This window comes from Streptomyces sp. NPDC053367 (genome assembly GCF_044545925.1).
In the GTDB taxonomy this organism is placed as follows: Bacteria; Actinomycetota; Actinomycetes; order Streptomycetales; family Streptomycetaceae; genus Streptomyces.
Genome location: NZ_JBITYN010000003.1, coordinates 79,318 through 93,787 on the forward strand (window position 1 = coordinate 79,318; position 14,470 = coordinate 93,787).

Below are 14,470 nucleotides of genomic sequence, written 5' to 3' on the forward strand. Positions count from 1 at the left end.
CCGCTCGGGTCCGCACCCCAGTTCACCGACCGGGCCCACCACCCCGGGCCACCCGGGTCCGCACCCCGGCTCACCGACCGGGCCCACCACCCCGGACCATCCGGGGTTCCATCCCGCCCACCACCCCGGGCCGTCCGGGGTTCCACCCCGCCCACCACCCCGGGCCGTCCGGGGTTCCACCCCGCTCACCACCCCGGGCCGTCCGGCGTCCCACCCCGCCCACCACCCCGGGCCGTCCGGGGTTCCACCCCGCTCACCACCCCGGCCGCGCCGACACCCCGCCGTCCACGATCAGGTCCTGGCCGGTGATCCAGGACGCCAGCGGGGAGGCCAGGAAGACGCAGGCGTCGGCCACGTCCCGCGGCCGGCCCAGGCGGCGCAGGGGGGCCGCGTCGTGCCAGCGGGCGACGCCCTCCGGCCACGTCTCGCTCAGGCCCTCGCGGTCGATCAGGCCGGGGGAGACGGTGTTCACGCGGACGCCCCACGCGCCGTACTCGAGCGCCGCCGCGCGGGCGTGCGTCAGGACGGCCGCCTTGGAGGCGCCGTAGTGGGCGTGGCCGGGCGCGGGGCGGTGGGCCTCGACGGACGCGATGTGGGTGACCGAGCCGCCGTCCCGGTCCCGCATCAGGTCGGCGGCGGCCTGGGTGCAGGCGAACACCGGCGTCAGGTTGGTGTCGACGACCTCGCGCCACTCCCCGGCCGTCATGCCGGGCAGGTCGCGCACCGGCTGGACGGCGGCGTTGTTGACGAGCGCGTCCAGCCGTCCGCCGCCCCACCGCGCGGCCTCGCGCACCAGTGCCCGGCACGCGGAGGGGTCGGTCAGCTCGGCGGTGAGCACCGTCGCCCGGCCGCCGGAGTCCGTGATGCGCGCGGCCGTCCCGCCCGCGGCCGCCACGGCCGTACGGCAGTGCAGGGCGACCGCCGCGCCCTCCTCGGCGAACCGCAGGGCGATGCCGCGGCCGATGCCGCCGCCCGCGCCGGTGACCAGGGCGACCTGGCCGTCCAGGAGTCCGTGGTGCCGCTCGTTCATGGCCGGCACAGTGCCATGATCCGGGCGGCCTCGGCGGGGTAGCGCGCCGTGAGGAGGCCGGCGTCGCCGTGCTCGTAGTCCTCGTAGGTGAAGCCGGGGGTGGTGGTGCAGCCGAAGAACGTCCAGGCGCCCGGCGGGACGACCCGGCCGCCCATCCAGGTGCCGGCCGGGACGGTGAGCTGCGGCTGCTGGCCGCGGGCGATGCCGGGGCCCAGGACGGCCGTACGGGACGTGCCGTCCGGGGCCAGCAGCAGCAGCTCCAGCGGGTCGCCGAGGTAGAAGTGCCAGGTCTCGTCGGACGCCAGGCGGTGCAGGGCGGAGTAGTCGTCGGCCGTGAGGAGGGCGACGATCGCGGTGCCCTCCGGGCGGCCGTCGGGCCGCTCGGGTCCGGTCCAGGTGCGGCTGAAGTGGCCGCCCTCGCGCGGTATCGGCTGCATGCCGTAGTGGTCGACGAGCTCCTGCGGCGTCATGCCGGGAAGGCTACCTCCCGGGTGAGGAAGGCGAGTTGGGCGTTCTTCTCCGGCAGGTACACGTCCGGCAGGTCGATCTCCGGGAGCACGACCGCGGGGCCCGCCTCGAAGCCGAGCCTGCGGAAGAGGGCGACGGCCTTGTCGTTGCGTACGTCGGGGTCGACGACGACCCGCCGCCGGTCCAGGGTCAGCAGGGTGTAGGAGAGGACCGCGCGGACCAGCGCGCCGGTCCAGCCGGGGCGGGCGCCGCCGGGTCCCGCGGGGGCGAGCAGCAGATGGACGCCGATGTCACCGGGGCGGACGTCGTAGCACTCGCTGACCCGGTCGGCCTCGGGCTCGTAGGTCTGGAGCAGGGCGACCGGTTCGCCGTCGCGCTCCAGCAGGAACGCGTGATGGGTGTCGAGGGTGTCCATGTGGGCGTAGATCTCGGCGACCTGAGTCTCGGTCAGGCCGGTCATGCCCCAGAAGGCCGCGCGTTCCTCGCTGACCCAGCGGTGCAGCAGCGGGGCGTCGGCGGCCGGGTCGAGGGGCAGCACGCGGACGGTGCCGAAGCCGTCGATCCGCTGCTCGTGGACGGCCTCGCGGGAGGCGTACGGGGAGGGGGCGCCGGGGGCCAGGTCAGACATCGGTCTCCTTCTGCAGGCGGTCCCAGTCGGTGACGACCGGGGCGAGGTCTCCCGCGAGCCACAGCGGCAGCTGGTCGCGGTGGTGGGGCGAGCCGGGCACACCGGACGCGCCGTACGGGACGATCCAGCGGCTGTCCTCGCGCCGGGCGAGGTCCCACACGAACCGCGCCGCCGACGCGCGCGCGGCGAGGTCGGTGACCCCGGGGACGGCCGACGTGCACAGCACGCAGTCGCTGTCGCCGGACAGCCCCGGTTCGTCGTACGACGTGTCCGGCAGGGCCCTCCAGGGGGCGAGGCGGTGGGTGTCGCCCCAGGTGGCGGGCGGCTGCGCGGCGGTGTCCTCCAGGGCCTGGCGGACGAGGGCGGCCCGGTCGATGCCGTACAGGTCCTCGGCCCGCAGCAGGTTCTCCAGCGCGAAGCCGACGCGCGGGACGAGTGCCAGCCACGGCAGCAGGACATCGGAGTGCGCGGGCGGCTCGGCGAGCGCGGTGAACGCGGGCTGCGCGGCCAGCGCCCGCACGACCCGGCTGCGCAGGGCGGCGTAGGCGGCGGCGTCCCGGCTGTCGGCGTCCATACGGCGGTCCCAGCGCAGGAGCCGGTCGCGCAGGGCGGCGGCCGGCGGGCTGATGGGTTCCGCCAGGGCGGCCAGGTCCAGGAGCGGCGCGGCCGAGGCGAGGTGGGTGTCCCTGTGGATCGCGGCCATGTCGCCGGCCGCCCACCGCCGCTTCCCGGTGAGCAGGGCGGTGATGCGGTCGGCGCGGTGGGGTGGGGCGAACTCCACGCCGAGGGGGGCGGCGAGGCCGCGGGCGTTGGCCATGACGGCGATGCCGTCGGTGAGGCCGCCGCGGGGCATGTCGTGCCAGCCCCGCCAGTCGTGGCCGTCCTCCCAGGCGTCGACGACGCCGGCCCGGTTGGCGTCGGCGCGCAGCGGCACCCGGCCGGCGACCCGGTGCAGGGTGCCGCCCCGGGTGTCGGCCGCCTGGAGGACGTTGACGGGTTCGGCCCACAGGTCGGCGGCCCGGTCCAGGTCCGCGACCGTGCGGGAGCGCAGCAGCGGCAGCAGGGCGCCGAAGCCGAGGTCGCCGGTGACGCGGGCGGGGTAGCGCAGGCTGAGGGCGAGCGGGGTGCCGTCGTCGAGACCTTCGGGGCCGCCGGAGACGACCGGGCCGCGTGCGGTCTCCACGATCTCGATCCGCACCGGTTCCCCGCCCGCGACCTCGACGGTCTCGGTGTGGGTGGCGGCGCGGTGCCACCGCCCGTCGGGGCCGAGGGCCTCCACCCCGGCGCCCGTGCGGCGCAGCCGCTCCCGGTACAGGTCCTGGCAGTCGGCCATGGCGTGGGTGATGGCCCAGGCGACGCTGCCGGCGTGCCCGAAGTGGGCGATCCCGGGGACACCGGGGACGGCGAGGCCGACCACGTCGAACTCGTCACAGGCGAGGCGGATCTGCTGGTAGACGCCGGGGTCCTCGATGTAGCGGTGCGGGTCGCCGGCCAGCAGGGCCTGCCCGGTGACGGTGCGTTCGCCGCCGATCAGCCAGCCGTTGCTGCCGCTGGTGCCGATGCCGTCGGTGGCGAAGAGGGCGACGGCCCCGGGGCCGAGGTGCCTGCGCAGCAGGTCCCGCCAGATCTTGGAGGGGAACCCGGCGAACGGGACGTGCGCGGTGAGCCAGACCGCCAGCGGCGTCCAGGGCTGCCAGCGCCCGGGCGCGAGCCCGGCCCGCGCGAACTCGGGCGCGGCCGTCTCCCGCGCCAGCCCTTCGCTGACACCGTCGGCGTACGCCCGCACCCACGCCGCGCTCTCCGGGTCGGTCCGCTCCAGCCGGGCGTAGCACCGCCGCGCGGTGTCGGCGAGCCGCAGCCGCCGCGCGAACACGTCCCACGCCACGGCCTCCGGGCCGAGGAACGCCGCCGTGGTCCCCTCGGCGCGGTGCCGCTCGACCTCCACCTGCCAGGCCCGGTCGCGCGCGGTGACCAGACCCTGGGCCCGGGCCAGCGCGAGGGCGCTGTCCGCGCGCAGGTGCGGGATGCCCCACGCGTCTCGGTAGATCTCGGCGGTCACCCTCGACCCCATTTCGCTTTAGGTAAGCCTTGCCTAAGTCTGTCTGTCCGCGAAATGCTACGCGACCCGGGCGGAGGGATGATCGGGGGATGGACGTCACGCTGCACCTCGCCCAGGACCCCGCGGCCGACGAACTGCTCGGCCGCTCCCCCCTCGCCGCGCTGGTCGGGATGCTGCTGGACCAGCAGGTGCCGATGGAGTGGGCGTTCAAGGGGCCTCGGACCATCGCCGACCGGCTCGGCGCGCACGACCTGGACGCCCACGCCATCGCCGCCCAGGACCCTGAGGACTTCGCCGCGCTCCTGACGGAGAAACCGGCCGTGCACCGCTACCCCGGCTCCATGGCCCAGCGCATCCAGCAGCTGTGCCGCTACCTCGTCGAGCACTACGACGGCAACGCCGAGCTCGTCTGGAAGGGCGTCCCCGACGGCGCCGAGCTACTGCGCCGCCTGGAGGACCTCCCCGGCTTCGGCAAGCAGAAGGCCCAGATCTTCCTCGCCCTCCTCGGCAAGCAGCTGGGCGTGCGGCCGAAGGGCTGGCGTGAGGCGGCGGGCTCCTACGGCGAACCCGACGCGTTCAGGTCGGTCGCCGACATCACCGGCCCGGAGTCCCTGACCAGGGTGCGCGCCCACAAGCAGGAGATGAAGGCGAAGGCCCGAGCGATGAAGAAGAAGGCCTGAGCGTCCTCCCCCGGCGGCCGTCGGCGTCACCGGGACGGAGTCCGCCAAGTGGCGGAGACCCGCCGCCCGGTCGAAGCATGGATCATGAGCGAGTTCGACGACCGCCGCGTCCACGCGGGCGTGCCCCCGCACCCCGCCCTCCACGAGCCCGAGCCCGCCCTCGAGGGCCCGCTGCACGCCCTGTCCCGAGCCGCGTGGCAGGTGGTGCTGCTCACCGGCGTCGCCTCGCTGGTCCTCGGCGTCCTCGTCCTCGTCTGGCCCGACGCCACCCTCTTCGCCGTCGGCGTCCTCTTCGGCGTCTACCTCGTGATCAGCGGCGTCTTCCAGCTGGTCGCCGCGTTCGGCACCCACCGCACCACCGCCCTGCGGGTCCTCGCCTTCATCAGCGGCGTCGTGTCGATCCTGCTGGGCCTGTTCTGCTTCCGCGGCCCGATGCAGTCGATCCTGCTGCTGGCCCTGTGGATCGGCATCGGCTGGCTCGTCCGCGGCATCACCCAGACCCTGGCCGCCGCCTCCGACGGCTCGATGCCGGCCCGCGGCTGGCAGATCCTCCTCGGCGGGCTCACCTTCCTCGGCGGGATCGTGCTGATCGTCTCGCCCTTCGAGTCGGTCGCGGTGCTCACGCTCCTCGGCGGCGTCTGGCTGGTGGCCGTCGGCGCCGTGGAGATCGTCACGGCGTGGGTGCTGCGCCGCCACGCCCGGCAGGTGCCGCGCACCCTGTGACCGCGTGTGGTCCGTGCGGGCGGATCTCGGCCCCGGCGTGCTGACCCCGGGGCCGTGCCGGGCACAGCACCCGGCATGAGCACCGCACCGAGCGCGCTGCGCGGCCGCCGCACCTGGCCGCGTGTGCTCGTCCTGGTGCTCGCCCTGCTGCTGGGCGCGCCCCCGGCGGCGAACCTCACCGCGCCGGCCCTCGCGGTGCCCGGGGAGATCGTCGAGTACGACCTTCTGGACACGGCCCTGCGTCCACCGCACCGCGTCCTGCACCGGCCCGCCGCACCCGCGCGCCGGGCCCCGGCGCGGCCGCGGCCGCCCGCCGTCCCCGCCCGCCGCCCGGTGCCGGCTGCGCCGCTGCCGTCGTACGGCCCGGACGTCCTGCGCACGGTGGTCCTGCGCTGCTGACGGAGCCGCTTCCCCAGGCCCTGTCCGTCACGACGCAAGGAGCACCGAGATGCCCTCGGATCCCTACGCGGTCCTGCGTGCCCTGCTGCGCGCCGAGGCCGCGCGCGGCGCGCCCAAACCGGAGGGGAAGCGGCCCGAGCCGTGCCCGCCGGCAGGAGAGCGCAAGGAGCGCTGAACCGAGCCGGGCGCCCCCGCGGGCGCCCGGCCCTCACCGTCTGCGGCGGGCCGTGCCGAAGAGCGAGCGGGTGATCTCCCGGCCGAGCTGGGTGCCGACCGAGCGGGCCAGCGACTTGAACACGCCGCTGCCGACGACCTGCTCGACGAGGGAGGGCTCGTCCTGCGGGGCGTCGGCCCGGGTGTGCTTCTCCCGGGGCTGCCGGTCCTCGGGCGCGGCCGTGAGCTTCTCGTACGCCGATTCGCGGTCCACAGGCTGTGCATAACGTCCGTGCAGCGGCGAGGCCGTCACCGCCCGGTCCAGTACGGCCGGGTCGACCGGGCCCATCAGCGACTCCGGCGCGCACAGCCGGGTCGCGGCGACCGGGGTCGGGGCGCCCCTCTCGTCGAGGACGGTGACCACGGCCTCGCCGGTGCCGAGGCCGGTGAGGAGTTCCTCCAGGTCGTAGGCGGAGTCAGGGAAGGTCTTCACCGTGGCCTTGAGCGCCTTCTGGTCGTCCGGGGTGAAGGCGCGCAGGGCGTGCTGGACACGGTTGCCGAGCTGGGCGAGGACGTCGGCGGGCACGTCCTTCGGGGTCTGCGTCACGAAGAACACGCCGACCCCTTTCGAGCGAATCAGCCGCACGGTCTGCGTGACGGCGTCCAGGAACGCCTTCGAGGCCCCGTCGAACAGCAGATGCGCCTCGTCGAGGAAGAACACCAGCTCCGGCCGGCCGGCGTCGCCGATCTCGGGCAGGTCGTGGAAGAGGTCGGCGAGCAGCCACATCAGGAACGTCGAGAACAGCCGCGGCCTGTCCTGCACGGCGGGCAGCTCCAGGACGGAGACGGTGCCCCGCCCGTCCCCGGCCGTCCGCAGGAACTCCGAGGTGTCGAACTCCGGCTCCCCGAAGAAGGCACCCGCCCCCTCCGCCTCGAAGGCGGTCAGCGAGCGCAGGATCACCCCGGCCGTGGCCCTGGACAGGCCGCCGAGGTTCCTCAGCTCCTCCTTGCCCTCGTCGGAGGCCAGAAAGGCCACGACCGCCCGCAGGTCCTTGAGGTCGACCAGTTCGAGCCCCTTGGTGTCGGCGTAGTGGAAGACCAGGCCGAGGGACTGCTCCTGGGTCCGGTTGAGCTGGAGGGCCTTCGACAGCAGCACCGGTCCGAAGCCGGTGACGGTGGCGCGCACGGGGATGCCGTGGCCGAGGCCGCCGAGCGCGTAGAACTCGGCCGGGAACCCGGTCGCCGTCCACGGCCGGCGGATCTCGGCGGCACGGGAGCGGACCTTGTCGTTGATGGCTCCGGGCGCACAGATCCCGGAGAGATCGCCCTTGATGTCGGCGAGGAACACCGGCACGCCCTGCGCCGACAGCTGCTCGGCGATCAGCTGGAGCGTCTTGGTCTTTCCGGTGCCGGTGGCGCCCGCGACCAGGCCGTGCCGGTTCAGCACGGACAGCGGGACCCGCACGCGCGCGTCCGGCAGGCAGACCCCGTCCCAGATCAGGGCGCCGAGGTCCACGGCGGGCCCGGTGAAGGCGTACCCGGCGGCGATCTCCCGGGCCGCGGACGGGAGGTCCGGTGCGGGACCCGCGGTGGTCCGGGGTGTGGTCTCGCGGTCGCTCATCTCGGACCCCTGTTCCGGTTCACCCCGATTTGCGGCATCTTTTCCACAGTCGCACTCCGTCTCCATGGCTGCGCCCGGAACGTCTTGACCGGTAGGCTTTCCGTGTGATCTTCAAGCGCATCGGAAACGGCCGGCCGTACCCCGACCACGGCCGGGAAAGCACCCGGCAGTGGGCGGACGTCGCGCCGCGCCCGGTCCGCCTCGATCAGCTCGTGACGACCAAGCAGCAGCTCGACCTGGAGACCCTCCTCGCCGAGGACTCCACCTTCTACGGCGACCTGTTCGCACACGTCGTGAAGTGGCAGGGCGACCTCTATCTGGAGGACGGTCTGCACCGCGCCGTCCGCGCCGCGCTCCAGCAGCGTCAGGTGCTGCACGCGCGCGTCCTCGAGCTGGACTGACGCCGGCCGCCGCTCGTGCGTTGGCCCTTTCGGGTTCCGCCGCGCGACGTCGAATGATCATCTAGTAGGCATCGCCGCCCGGTCGCACTACGCTGCGCCCATGAGCATGCTGACTCCCCCTGGCATGGGCGGCCAGTACCGGATCACGGGGGACAAATACCCGCGGATGCGACGCCCCCGGCGGCGGGGCAGGGTCGTCCTCGCGGTCGTCGCCTCCCTCGCCGTCCTCGGCACGGCCGGCTGGGGCACGGTGCAGCTCATCGACGTCTTCTCCGGCAGCGACGGGGACACCACCAGAGCGGCCGGCTCCACGGCCGACTGCGCCCCGAAGGCGAGCCCGTCGCCCAGCGCGGCCGTGGCCGCCCTGCCCGAGCCGCGCCGGATCACCGTCAACGTCTTCAACGCCACGACCCGGCAGGGCCTGGCCAAGCAGACCGCGGACGAGCTGAAGCGCCGCGGCTTCCGCATCGGGGACGTCGGCAACGCCGGCGCCCGTTACGACAAGAAGCTCCAGGGCATCGGCCTGCTCCTCGGGCCCGCCTCCGCGAAGGACACCTCGCTGGCCGTCCTCGCCACCCAGCTCACCGGCGCGCAGCAGCGCACCGAGCCGGGCCGCAAGGGGGCGACGCTGGACCTGATCATCGGCAACAGGTTCCGCACGCTGACGCCCAAGGCGGACGCGGCGAGGGCGGTGAAGAGCCTGACGGCACCGGCACCGAGGCCGAGCACCTCGCGGAAGAGCTGCTGAGAGCTTCCTTCAGGGGGCGGGACCCCAGCGGCCCGCGCCCCCACGCGGGAACGGCGTTACTCGGCCGACCCGTACATGCGGTCCCCGGCGTCACCGAGGCCCGGCACGATGTAGCCGTGCTCGTTGAGCCGCTCGTCCACGGACGCCGTCACCACGGTCACCGGCGCCCCGGCCAGGTCCCGCTCCATGACCTCGACGCCCTCGGGCGCGGCGAGCAGCACCACGGCGGTCACGTCGTCGGCACCGCGCTTGATCAGCTCCTGGATCGCCGCGACGAGCGTGCCGCCGGTCGCCAGCATCGGGTCCAGGACGTACACCTGCCGCCCGGAGAGGTCCTCGGGCATACGCGTGGCGTACGTCGACGCCTGGAGCGTCTCCTCGTTGCGGATCATGCCCATGAAGCCGACCTCGGCGGTCGGCAGCAGCCGGACCATGCCCTCCAGCATGCCGAGACCGGCGCGCAGGATCGGCACGACCAGGGGCCGCGGGTGGGAGAGCTTGACGCCGGTGGTCCGGGACACCGGGGTGTCGATGTCGACCTGTTCGGTACGCACGTCCCGCGTGGCCTCGTAGGCGAGCAGGGTGACCAGTTCGTCGGCGAGACGCCGGAAGGTCGCGGAGTCGGTGCGCTGGTCGCGCAGCGTGGTGAGCTTGTGGGCGACCAGGGGGTGGTCGACGACGTGGAGACGCATGTCCATAACAGTAACCGCGCTCCCTGTCGCCGCGCGCTGGCGTGGAACCACCCGGTCGGGGGACAGTGAAAGGGACGGACCGGGGTGGTGAGCCGATGCCAGACCTGCCTGACCGCGAAGGCACCAAGCGCAAGAGCCGCGTGGGCCGTGACGACACCGGCGACATGCCCGGCGCCGTCACGCCGGGCCCTCGTACGGCCGCAAACAGCACACGCACAAGGAAACCGACGGCCTCCGGCAACAGGGCCGGACCCGAGAGGACCGGGCCCGCGAGGGAGACGGCCGCGGACCGCCGGGCCGGCGGCGGCGGGGCCAGGGGCGCCGCCGCCGCGGGCGGGACGGCCGCGGGCGGGACGGCCGCGGGCGGGACCCGCACGGCCCGGACGAGCGCGGGGAGAAGAGGCGCGGCCGAGGCCGGCGCGGGCCCGGGCGACGGAACCGGGGCGAGCGCGGCGGAGTCCGGCACGGCCGGGTCCCGCCGGGGCAGTACCGGCTCGGGCCGAGCCCGCGCGAGCAGCACCGGCACGGCCGGCCGGAACCAGGACACCGGCCGCGGGCCCGCCCCGGGCGGCGGCGCCCCCGGCTCGGCTCCCGGTCGCGGCGGCACCCCCCGCGACGGTGACGACCCTCCGTCCGCCCGCGGGGACGAGCAGACGCCCGAGTCGGACGGGGAGCGGCGGCGGCGGCGCGCCCGGTTCCTGCGGGAACTCGCCGAGGCGAGGGAACTGCGTGACCGGGTTCAGCCGCGGCGGGCCAAGGCCGCGCGGCTGCGGCACGCGATGCGCATGCGAACGTTCCGCTGGTAGAGAACCACCTCCCCGGAAGATCACGGTGGAACGGGAAGCTCCGCTCCTGTCACGGGCGTTGGCCGTGACAGGAGTGCGTGGGCCACGGAGAAACCCGCGTACGATCCGCTGGTGGTGGTGACGAGCGCGCCGGTGAGCCGATTGCAGGTCCGCGATCGAAACTGCCGGACACAGGGAGCCGAAGACGTCCCCTGGGCGCTTTGTTTCTGCCACGATTCCGAGTGGGTGGGGCTCGGAGCCTGAGCTCTCTCCGCCCGTAACCTCCGCCGGGGGGACCCCCAACCGGCACGCCTCTGACCAGTGGGAGAGTCACGGTGTACTTCGCCGCACTGCTCGCGCGCACCGAAGACGGGTGGGAAGCGAGCGACACAGAGCTCGACGATGTGGAGACCCTGTCGGATCTGGCCGACCTGGCCCGGGAAGCCTCTCCCGACGAGGACACCGTTCTCGTCCTGATCGAGCAGGAGGACGCCTGGTTCGGCGTCGTCCGCGTCGACGGCGAGGACGACCCGCGGATCTATGTCTCGGACGCCGCCGCGGCCTCCCGCAGCAGCTACGGGGAGATCCTGCTCACCGACGAACTCCTCGGCCGGGACCCCGGTGACGAGGACGTCCTGGACGCCCTCGACCTCGACGGCACCGAGGACGGCGAGGACGGTGACGACGACGACTCCGAGGACGCCGGGCCGGCCGCCTCCGCCGAAGCGGTGCCGCCGCACGGCCCGGTCGGCGACTCCGGCATCCTCGACGACCTCGGCGTCAGCGAGAAGGAGCTGAAGTCGCTGACCACGGACGCGCTCACCGAGATCGCCGAGGCCCTCGGCGCCTCGGAGGTCCTGGAGACCGTCCGCTGACCGCTGTGGACACGACCGCGGACGAACCGGCCGGCGGGGACACGGGCGACCGTGTCCCCGATCCGGTGCGCGACCGCTGGCGGGCACCGATGCGCCTCGCCCTGCGGGAGGCCGAACTGGCCGTCCGGGGCGGCGACGTGCCCGTCGGCGCCGTCGTGCTGGCCGCGGACGGAACGACGGTGCTGGCCACCGGGCACAACGAACGCGAGGCCGGCGGCGACCCCACGGCCCACGCCGAGGTGCTCGCCATCCGGCGCGCGGCCGAGCGGCTCGGCGAGTGGCGGCTGACCGGCTGCACCCTGGTGGTGACACTGGAGCCGTGCACGATGTGCGCGGGCGCGATCGTCCTCTCCCGCGTCGACCGCGTCGTCTACGGCGCCCGCGACGACAAGGCGGGCGCCGCCGGCTCGCTCTGGGACGTCGTACGCGACCGGCGGCTCAACCACCGGCCCGAGGTCGTCGAGGGCGTCCTCGCGCAGGAGTGCGCCCGGCAGCTCACCGACTTCTTCCGCTCCCGCTGACCGCGGCCGCCCGCATATCGATTTCTGACCTGGGCCCGGCGTGCTGTAAGGTCTCCCTCGGTAGCGTGTCCGAGCGGCCGAAGGAGCTCGCCTCGAAAGCGAGTGTGGCGCAAGTCACCGAGGGTTCAAATCCCTCCGCTACCGCAGGTAGAAGGGGCGCCCGGTCATCGAACCGGGCGCCCCTTCTGGCTTCCGTCTCAGTTTCCGTCTCGGTTGGCAGCGCGCGGCCCACGCTCGGGCTGATGCTCCACCGTGCGCGTGCTGTGACCTCACAGCCACTCCACCAGGCCCCGCGAAGAGATCGACGACGTACACGCGCGCGCGTGCTTTTCCACAGGTAAGGGGCCGGTGTTGGCTGCGCCTATTTCTTAGTGGCATACGAGGAACTCAAGCGGAAGCCCCTGAACTGCGAAAATCTCCAACGGCCTCGCCGCAAGGGGCACTTACGGGCGAACGATTGGGGATTCTTTCGACGCGCGCTGTATCGTCCTGCTTACTCCTTCCGAGGACAACGAACCGCACCCTTCAGCTGGGGGCGCGGATTGCGTCTCCGGCGAAGCGGGGCGCCACCCCGCCTCTCTGACCCTCGGGTCAGAAAGGAGCCGATCTTGAAGCCCTTCAAGTGGCTGAGGGATCGGTGGCAGGAACACGTACAGCCGCACGTCTCCTCGGAGCGCGTGTCCGCCGGCTGCGAGGTCTTCCTCGTGATCGCGTGGCTCTATGAGCGCTGTCTGTGATCCGCAAGCAGGTGTGAGCCCCGGCTGAGTGATCAGCCAGGGCTCACGACGCCACCAAAGCCTCGCCCTCGCTGTCCGCGAGCCTCAATCTCGCGGGAGGGCGAGGTCTGGTCGTCGTCATAGACGGTATCAGTTTGACGGTGGCAGTTTGACATTACGGTCCGCGTCAAAGTTTTACGACAGTCGGGCATTGTTGTCGGCGAGTATTCCGCCAACCATTTCCACCGAACTTTTCCGCGGCTGAGCATTGCGCCAGCGTCCTAGGCGCCAACGTAGCTGGTCACGCGGCTGGGCCTGTCTCTGGCTTCCAGATGAGTCCATCAACCTGACGGGCAACGTCACTGCGGACGGAGTCGACCATGTGCTGGTACCGCGCGGCCATGGCCGTGGTCGACCAGCCCATGAGCCCCATCACGGCCCGCTCGGAGACTCCGAGGATCAGCAGGACGGTAGCCGCGGTGTGGCGGGCGTCGTGCAGACGGCCGTCCCGCACCTTGGCGTCCTCCAGCAGCTCCTTCCAGTCGTCGTAGTCCGTGCGGGGTGACGTGCCCCGGCCGGTCGGGGTTGCGAAGAGCCATCCTTCGTCGGCCCAGTCCTCACCGGCCGCCGCGCGTTCGGCATCCTGCTTGATCCGATGGACCCTGAGCAGGTCGACGAGCTGCGCGGGCAGACCGACCGCGCGCCGTCCCGCGCGCGACTTCGTCTCGGCCGTCTCGGGGTTCGTCCGCTGACGCTGAGGGCAGTAGCCAGCCTTCCGGCCGCAGGTGCCATCGCACCCATGGGCGTAGCGCGGGCGTCGACGACTCCGGCGGACCATCAGGACGCCCCGCTCAAGGTCCACGTCCGACCACTTGAGGCCCAGTGCCTCGCCCTGCCGGAGTCCGAGCGCGAGCGCCACGGCCCAGCGTGCGGAGTTCCGGCGGCCGTCGGCGGCCTGCAAGAGTCGCTGCACCTCTTCCACGGTGAAGGGCTCGACTTCCTCTTCCCGGACGCGGGGCGCCTTGGCGAGCTGGACGGGGTTCCGGCCCAGGTGGCCCCGCCGTACCGCCTCATTCAGCGAGGTGCGGAAAGTGCGGTGAATCTGGTGGATCGTTCCGGCCTTACGGCCGTCGGCCTGCATCCGCCCGTAGAACCGCTCGATGTGCTCCGGCCTGAGCTTGTCGAGCCGGTGACCGCCCAGGGCGGGAATCAGGTGCTTTCGGACGGCGACGCCGTAGCCGACCATGGTGTTCTCATTCACCGCGAGCGGCGCGATGGTCTCGACCCAGTGCGTCAGCCACGTCTCGACCGTCCAGGGCTTGCCCGGCTTGGCGAGGGTCTTTGCGTCGCGCTGCTTCTCCAGCTCGCGGACGGCGGCCGTCACCTCGGCGCGAGTCTTCCGTTCGACGTGGCGCCGGTCCGGCCGGCCGTCGTCGCGGACGCCGACGGTGACTCGACCGTGCCACTTGCCGTCACTGCCCTGGTAGATGGACGACCGCCCGTTGGGCTGTCGGGTGCGCTTCTTCTCGCCGTTCGCTTCGGTCATACGTTCACTCCTCAGGCGGCAGTGCGGGCGGGGCGGTGGCTCATGCGGCGGCGGGAGACGAACTCCGGCACAGCGTCGGCGGGAACCCTGCGGAGGTGACCGACGGTGATGGACTCCAGCTCTCCGGAGCGGATGAGCCGGTAGCAGACGGTTCGACCGATCTGGAGACGGCGGGCAGCCTCTTCCACGGTCAGCAGCACGAGGGTGGGATCGAGGGCATCGGCGAGGTTGGCCGTGTCCATGCGATTGACGCTCCTTCGTCTCACGGGCGGGGAGTTGGGAGCGGGGTCTTCCTAGACCCCCTTCTGAGGGCCGCTACTTCCGCTACCGCCGCTACCGCGCAGGTCAGGGGCCTGTTCGGGGTAGCGGGAAGGGGTAGCGGTAGCGGATGGGTAGCGGGGCGGTAGCGGCAACCGGGGCCGGTT

General features: G+C 73.2%; 18 protein-coding genes and 1 tRNA gene. 11 read left to right on the plus strand and 8 right to left on the minus strand.

The features are described from left to right. Positions 1-253 precede the first annotated feature (253 nt). From ACIGXJ_RS09950 to ACIGXJ_RS09965, 4 genes are read right to left on the minus strand one after another with little or no spacing between them, the layout of a single operon-like run. Positions 254-1,030: an SDR family NAD(P)-dependent oxidoreductase gene (locus tag ACIGXJ_RS09950; protein WP_399642861.1), complete on the minus strand. Its 777-nt coding sequence runs from the start codon at positions 1,028-1,030 to the stop codon at positions 254-256. Continuing rightward, positions 1,027-1,500, minus strand: coding sequence for a cupin domain-containing protein (locus ACIGXJ_RS09955; RefSeq protein ID WP_399642862.1), 474 nt, complete (start codon positions 1,498-1,500; stop codon positions 1,027-1,029). The genes ACIGXJ_RS09950 and ACIGXJ_RS09955 overlap by 4 nt, the downstream gene beginning before the upstream one ends. Beyond that, on the minus strand, positions 1,497-2,126 hold the full coding sequence (locus ACIGXJ_RS09960) for a GNAT family N-acetyltransferase (protein ID WP_399642863.1): 630 nt from the start codon (positions 2,124-2,126) through the stop codon (positions 1,497-1,499). Before ACIGXJ_RS09960 ends, ACIGXJ_RS09955 begins: the two co-directional genes overlap by 4 nt. Next, on the minus strand, positions 2,119-4,197 hold the full coding sequence (locus ACIGXJ_RS09965) for a penicillin acylase family protein (protein WP_399642864.1): 2,079 nt from the start codon (positions 4,195-4,197) through the stop codon (positions 2,119-2,121). The genes ACIGXJ_RS09960 and ACIGXJ_RS09965 overlap by 8 nt, the downstream gene beginning before the upstream one ends. Positions 4,198-4,274: 77 nt before the next feature. Between ACIGXJ_RS09965 and ACIGXJ_RS09970 the strand changes: the two genes are divergently transcribed. The 4 genes from ACIGXJ_RS09970 (at position 4,275) to ACIGXJ_RS09985 (ending at position 6,162) form a co-directional block, all read left to right on the plus strand. Beyond that, positions 4,275-4,865 (plus strand): HhH-GPD-type base excision DNA repair protein, encoded by a 591-nt coding sequence (locus ACIGXJ_RS09970; RefSeq protein WP_399642865.1) that lies wholly within the window; start codon positions 4,275-4,277, stop codon positions 4,863-4,865. Positions 4,866-4,949: 84 nt separating this feature from the next. After that, the gene (locus tag ACIGXJ_RS09975) at positions 4,950-5,588 is read left to right on the plus strand and encodes an HdeD family acid-resistance protein (RefSeq protein ID WP_399643654.1); all 639 of its coding nucleotides are present in this window, start codon (positions 4,950-4,952) and stop codon (positions 5,586-5,588) included. 75 nt (positions 5,589-5,663) lie between these two features. Continuing rightward, positions 5,664-5,987, plus strand: coding sequence for a hypothetical protein (locus ACIGXJ_RS09980; RefSeq protein ID WP_399642866.1), 324 nt, complete (start codon positions 5,664-5,666; stop codon positions 5,985-5,987). 49 nt (positions 5,988-6,036) lie between these two features. After that, positions 6,037-6,162 (plus strand): hypothetical protein, encoded by a 126-nt coding sequence (locus ACIGXJ_RS09985; RefSeq protein ID WP_399642867.1) that lies wholly within the window; start codon positions 6,037-6,039, stop codon positions 6,160-6,162. A gap of 33 nt (positions 6,163-6,195) precedes the next feature. On the opposite strand, the gene ACIGXJ_RS09990 is transcribed toward ACIGXJ_RS09985, so the two are convergent. Then, positions 6,196-7,761: a helicase HerA-like domain-containing protein gene (locus tag ACIGXJ_RS09990; protein ID WP_399642868.1), complete on the minus strand. Its 1,566-nt coding sequence runs from the start codon at positions 7,759-7,761 to the stop codon at positions 6,196-6,198. 104 nt (positions 7,762-7,865) lie between these two features. On the opposite strand from ACIGXJ_RS09990, the gene ACIGXJ_RS09995 reads away from it, so the two are divergent. Both ACIGXJ_RS09995 and ACIGXJ_RS10000 read left to right on the plus strand, forming a co-directional pair. Continuing rightward, positions 7,866-8,162 (plus strand): type II toxin-antitoxin system VapB family antitoxin, encoded by a 297-nt coding sequence (locus ACIGXJ_RS09995; RefSeq protein ID WP_004943146.1) that lies wholly within the window; start codon positions 7,866-7,868, stop codon positions 8,160-8,162. 100 nt (positions 8,163-8,262) lie between these two features. After that, on the plus strand, positions 8,263-8,910 hold the full coding sequence (locus ACIGXJ_RS10000; RefSeq protein ID WP_399642869.1) for a LytR C-terminal domain-containing protein: 648 nt from the start codon (positions 8,263-8,265) through the stop codon (positions 8,908-8,910). 56 nt (positions 8,911-8,966) lie between these two features. Here ACIGXJ_RS10000 and upp read toward each other — a convergent pair whose 3' ends face one another. Continuing rightward, positions 8,967-9,602: a uracil phosphoribosyltransferase gene (gene upp / locus ACIGXJ_RS10005; protein WP_399642870.1), complete on the minus strand. Its 636-nt coding sequence runs from the start codon at positions 9,600-9,602 to the stop codon at positions 8,967-8,969. A 95-nt stretch (positions 9,603-9,697) separates the two neighbouring features. Between upp and ACIGXJ_RS10010 the strand changes: the two genes are divergently transcribed. The 5 genes from ACIGXJ_RS10010 to ACIGXJ_RS10030 all read left to right on the plus strand — a co-directional run bounded on the left by ACIGXJ_RS10010 (position 9,698) and on the right by ACIGXJ_RS10030 (position 12,520). Next, a complete protein-coding gene (locus tag ACIGXJ_RS10010) occupies positions 9,698-10,408 on the plus strand; it encodes a hypothetical protein (protein WP_399642871.1) in 711 nt (236 codons plus the stop codon). Positions 10,409-10,722: 314 nt separating this feature from the next. Then, positions 10,723-11,262: a hypothetical protein gene (locus ACIGXJ_RS10015; RefSeq protein WP_399642872.1), complete on the plus strand. Its 540-nt coding sequence runs from the start codon at positions 10,723-10,725 to the stop codon at positions 11,260-11,262. A gap of 89 nt (positions 11,263-11,351) precedes the next feature. Further along, a complete protein-coding gene (gene tadA, locus ACIGXJ_RS10020) occupies positions 11,352-11,783 on the plus strand; it encodes a tRNA adenosine(34) deaminase TadA (protein ID WP_399643656.1) in 432 nt (143 codons plus the stop codon). A 59-nt stretch (positions 11,784-11,842) separates the two neighbouring features. Further along, a tRNA-Ser gene (locus tag ACIGXJ_RS10025) sits at positions 11,843-11,927 on the plus strand. A gap of 464 nt (positions 11,928-12,391) precedes the next feature. Then, complete coding sequence (locus ACIGXJ_RS10030; protein ID WP_399642873.1) at positions 12,392-12,520, plus strand: hypothetical protein; 129 nt, start codon at positions 12,392-12,394, stop codon at positions 12,518-12,520. A 280-nt stretch (positions 12,521-12,800) separates the two neighbouring features. Here the strand turns inward: ACIGXJ_RS10030 and ACIGXJ_RS10035 are convergent, their stop codons facing one another. Beyond that, positions 12,801-14,045, minus strand: a complete 1,245-nt coding sequence (locus ACIGXJ_RS10035) for a tyrosine-type recombinase/integrase (protein ID WP_399642874.1) — start codon at positions 14,043-14,045, stop codon at positions 12,801-12,803. Positions 14,046-14,056: 11 nt separating this feature from the next. Continuing rightward, a complete protein-coding gene (locus ACIGXJ_RS10040; protein ID WP_399642875.1) occupies positions 14,057-14,287 on the minus strand; it encodes a helix-turn-helix domain-containing protein in 231 nt (76 codons plus the stop codon). Positions 14,288-14,470: the final 183 nt, after the last annotated feature.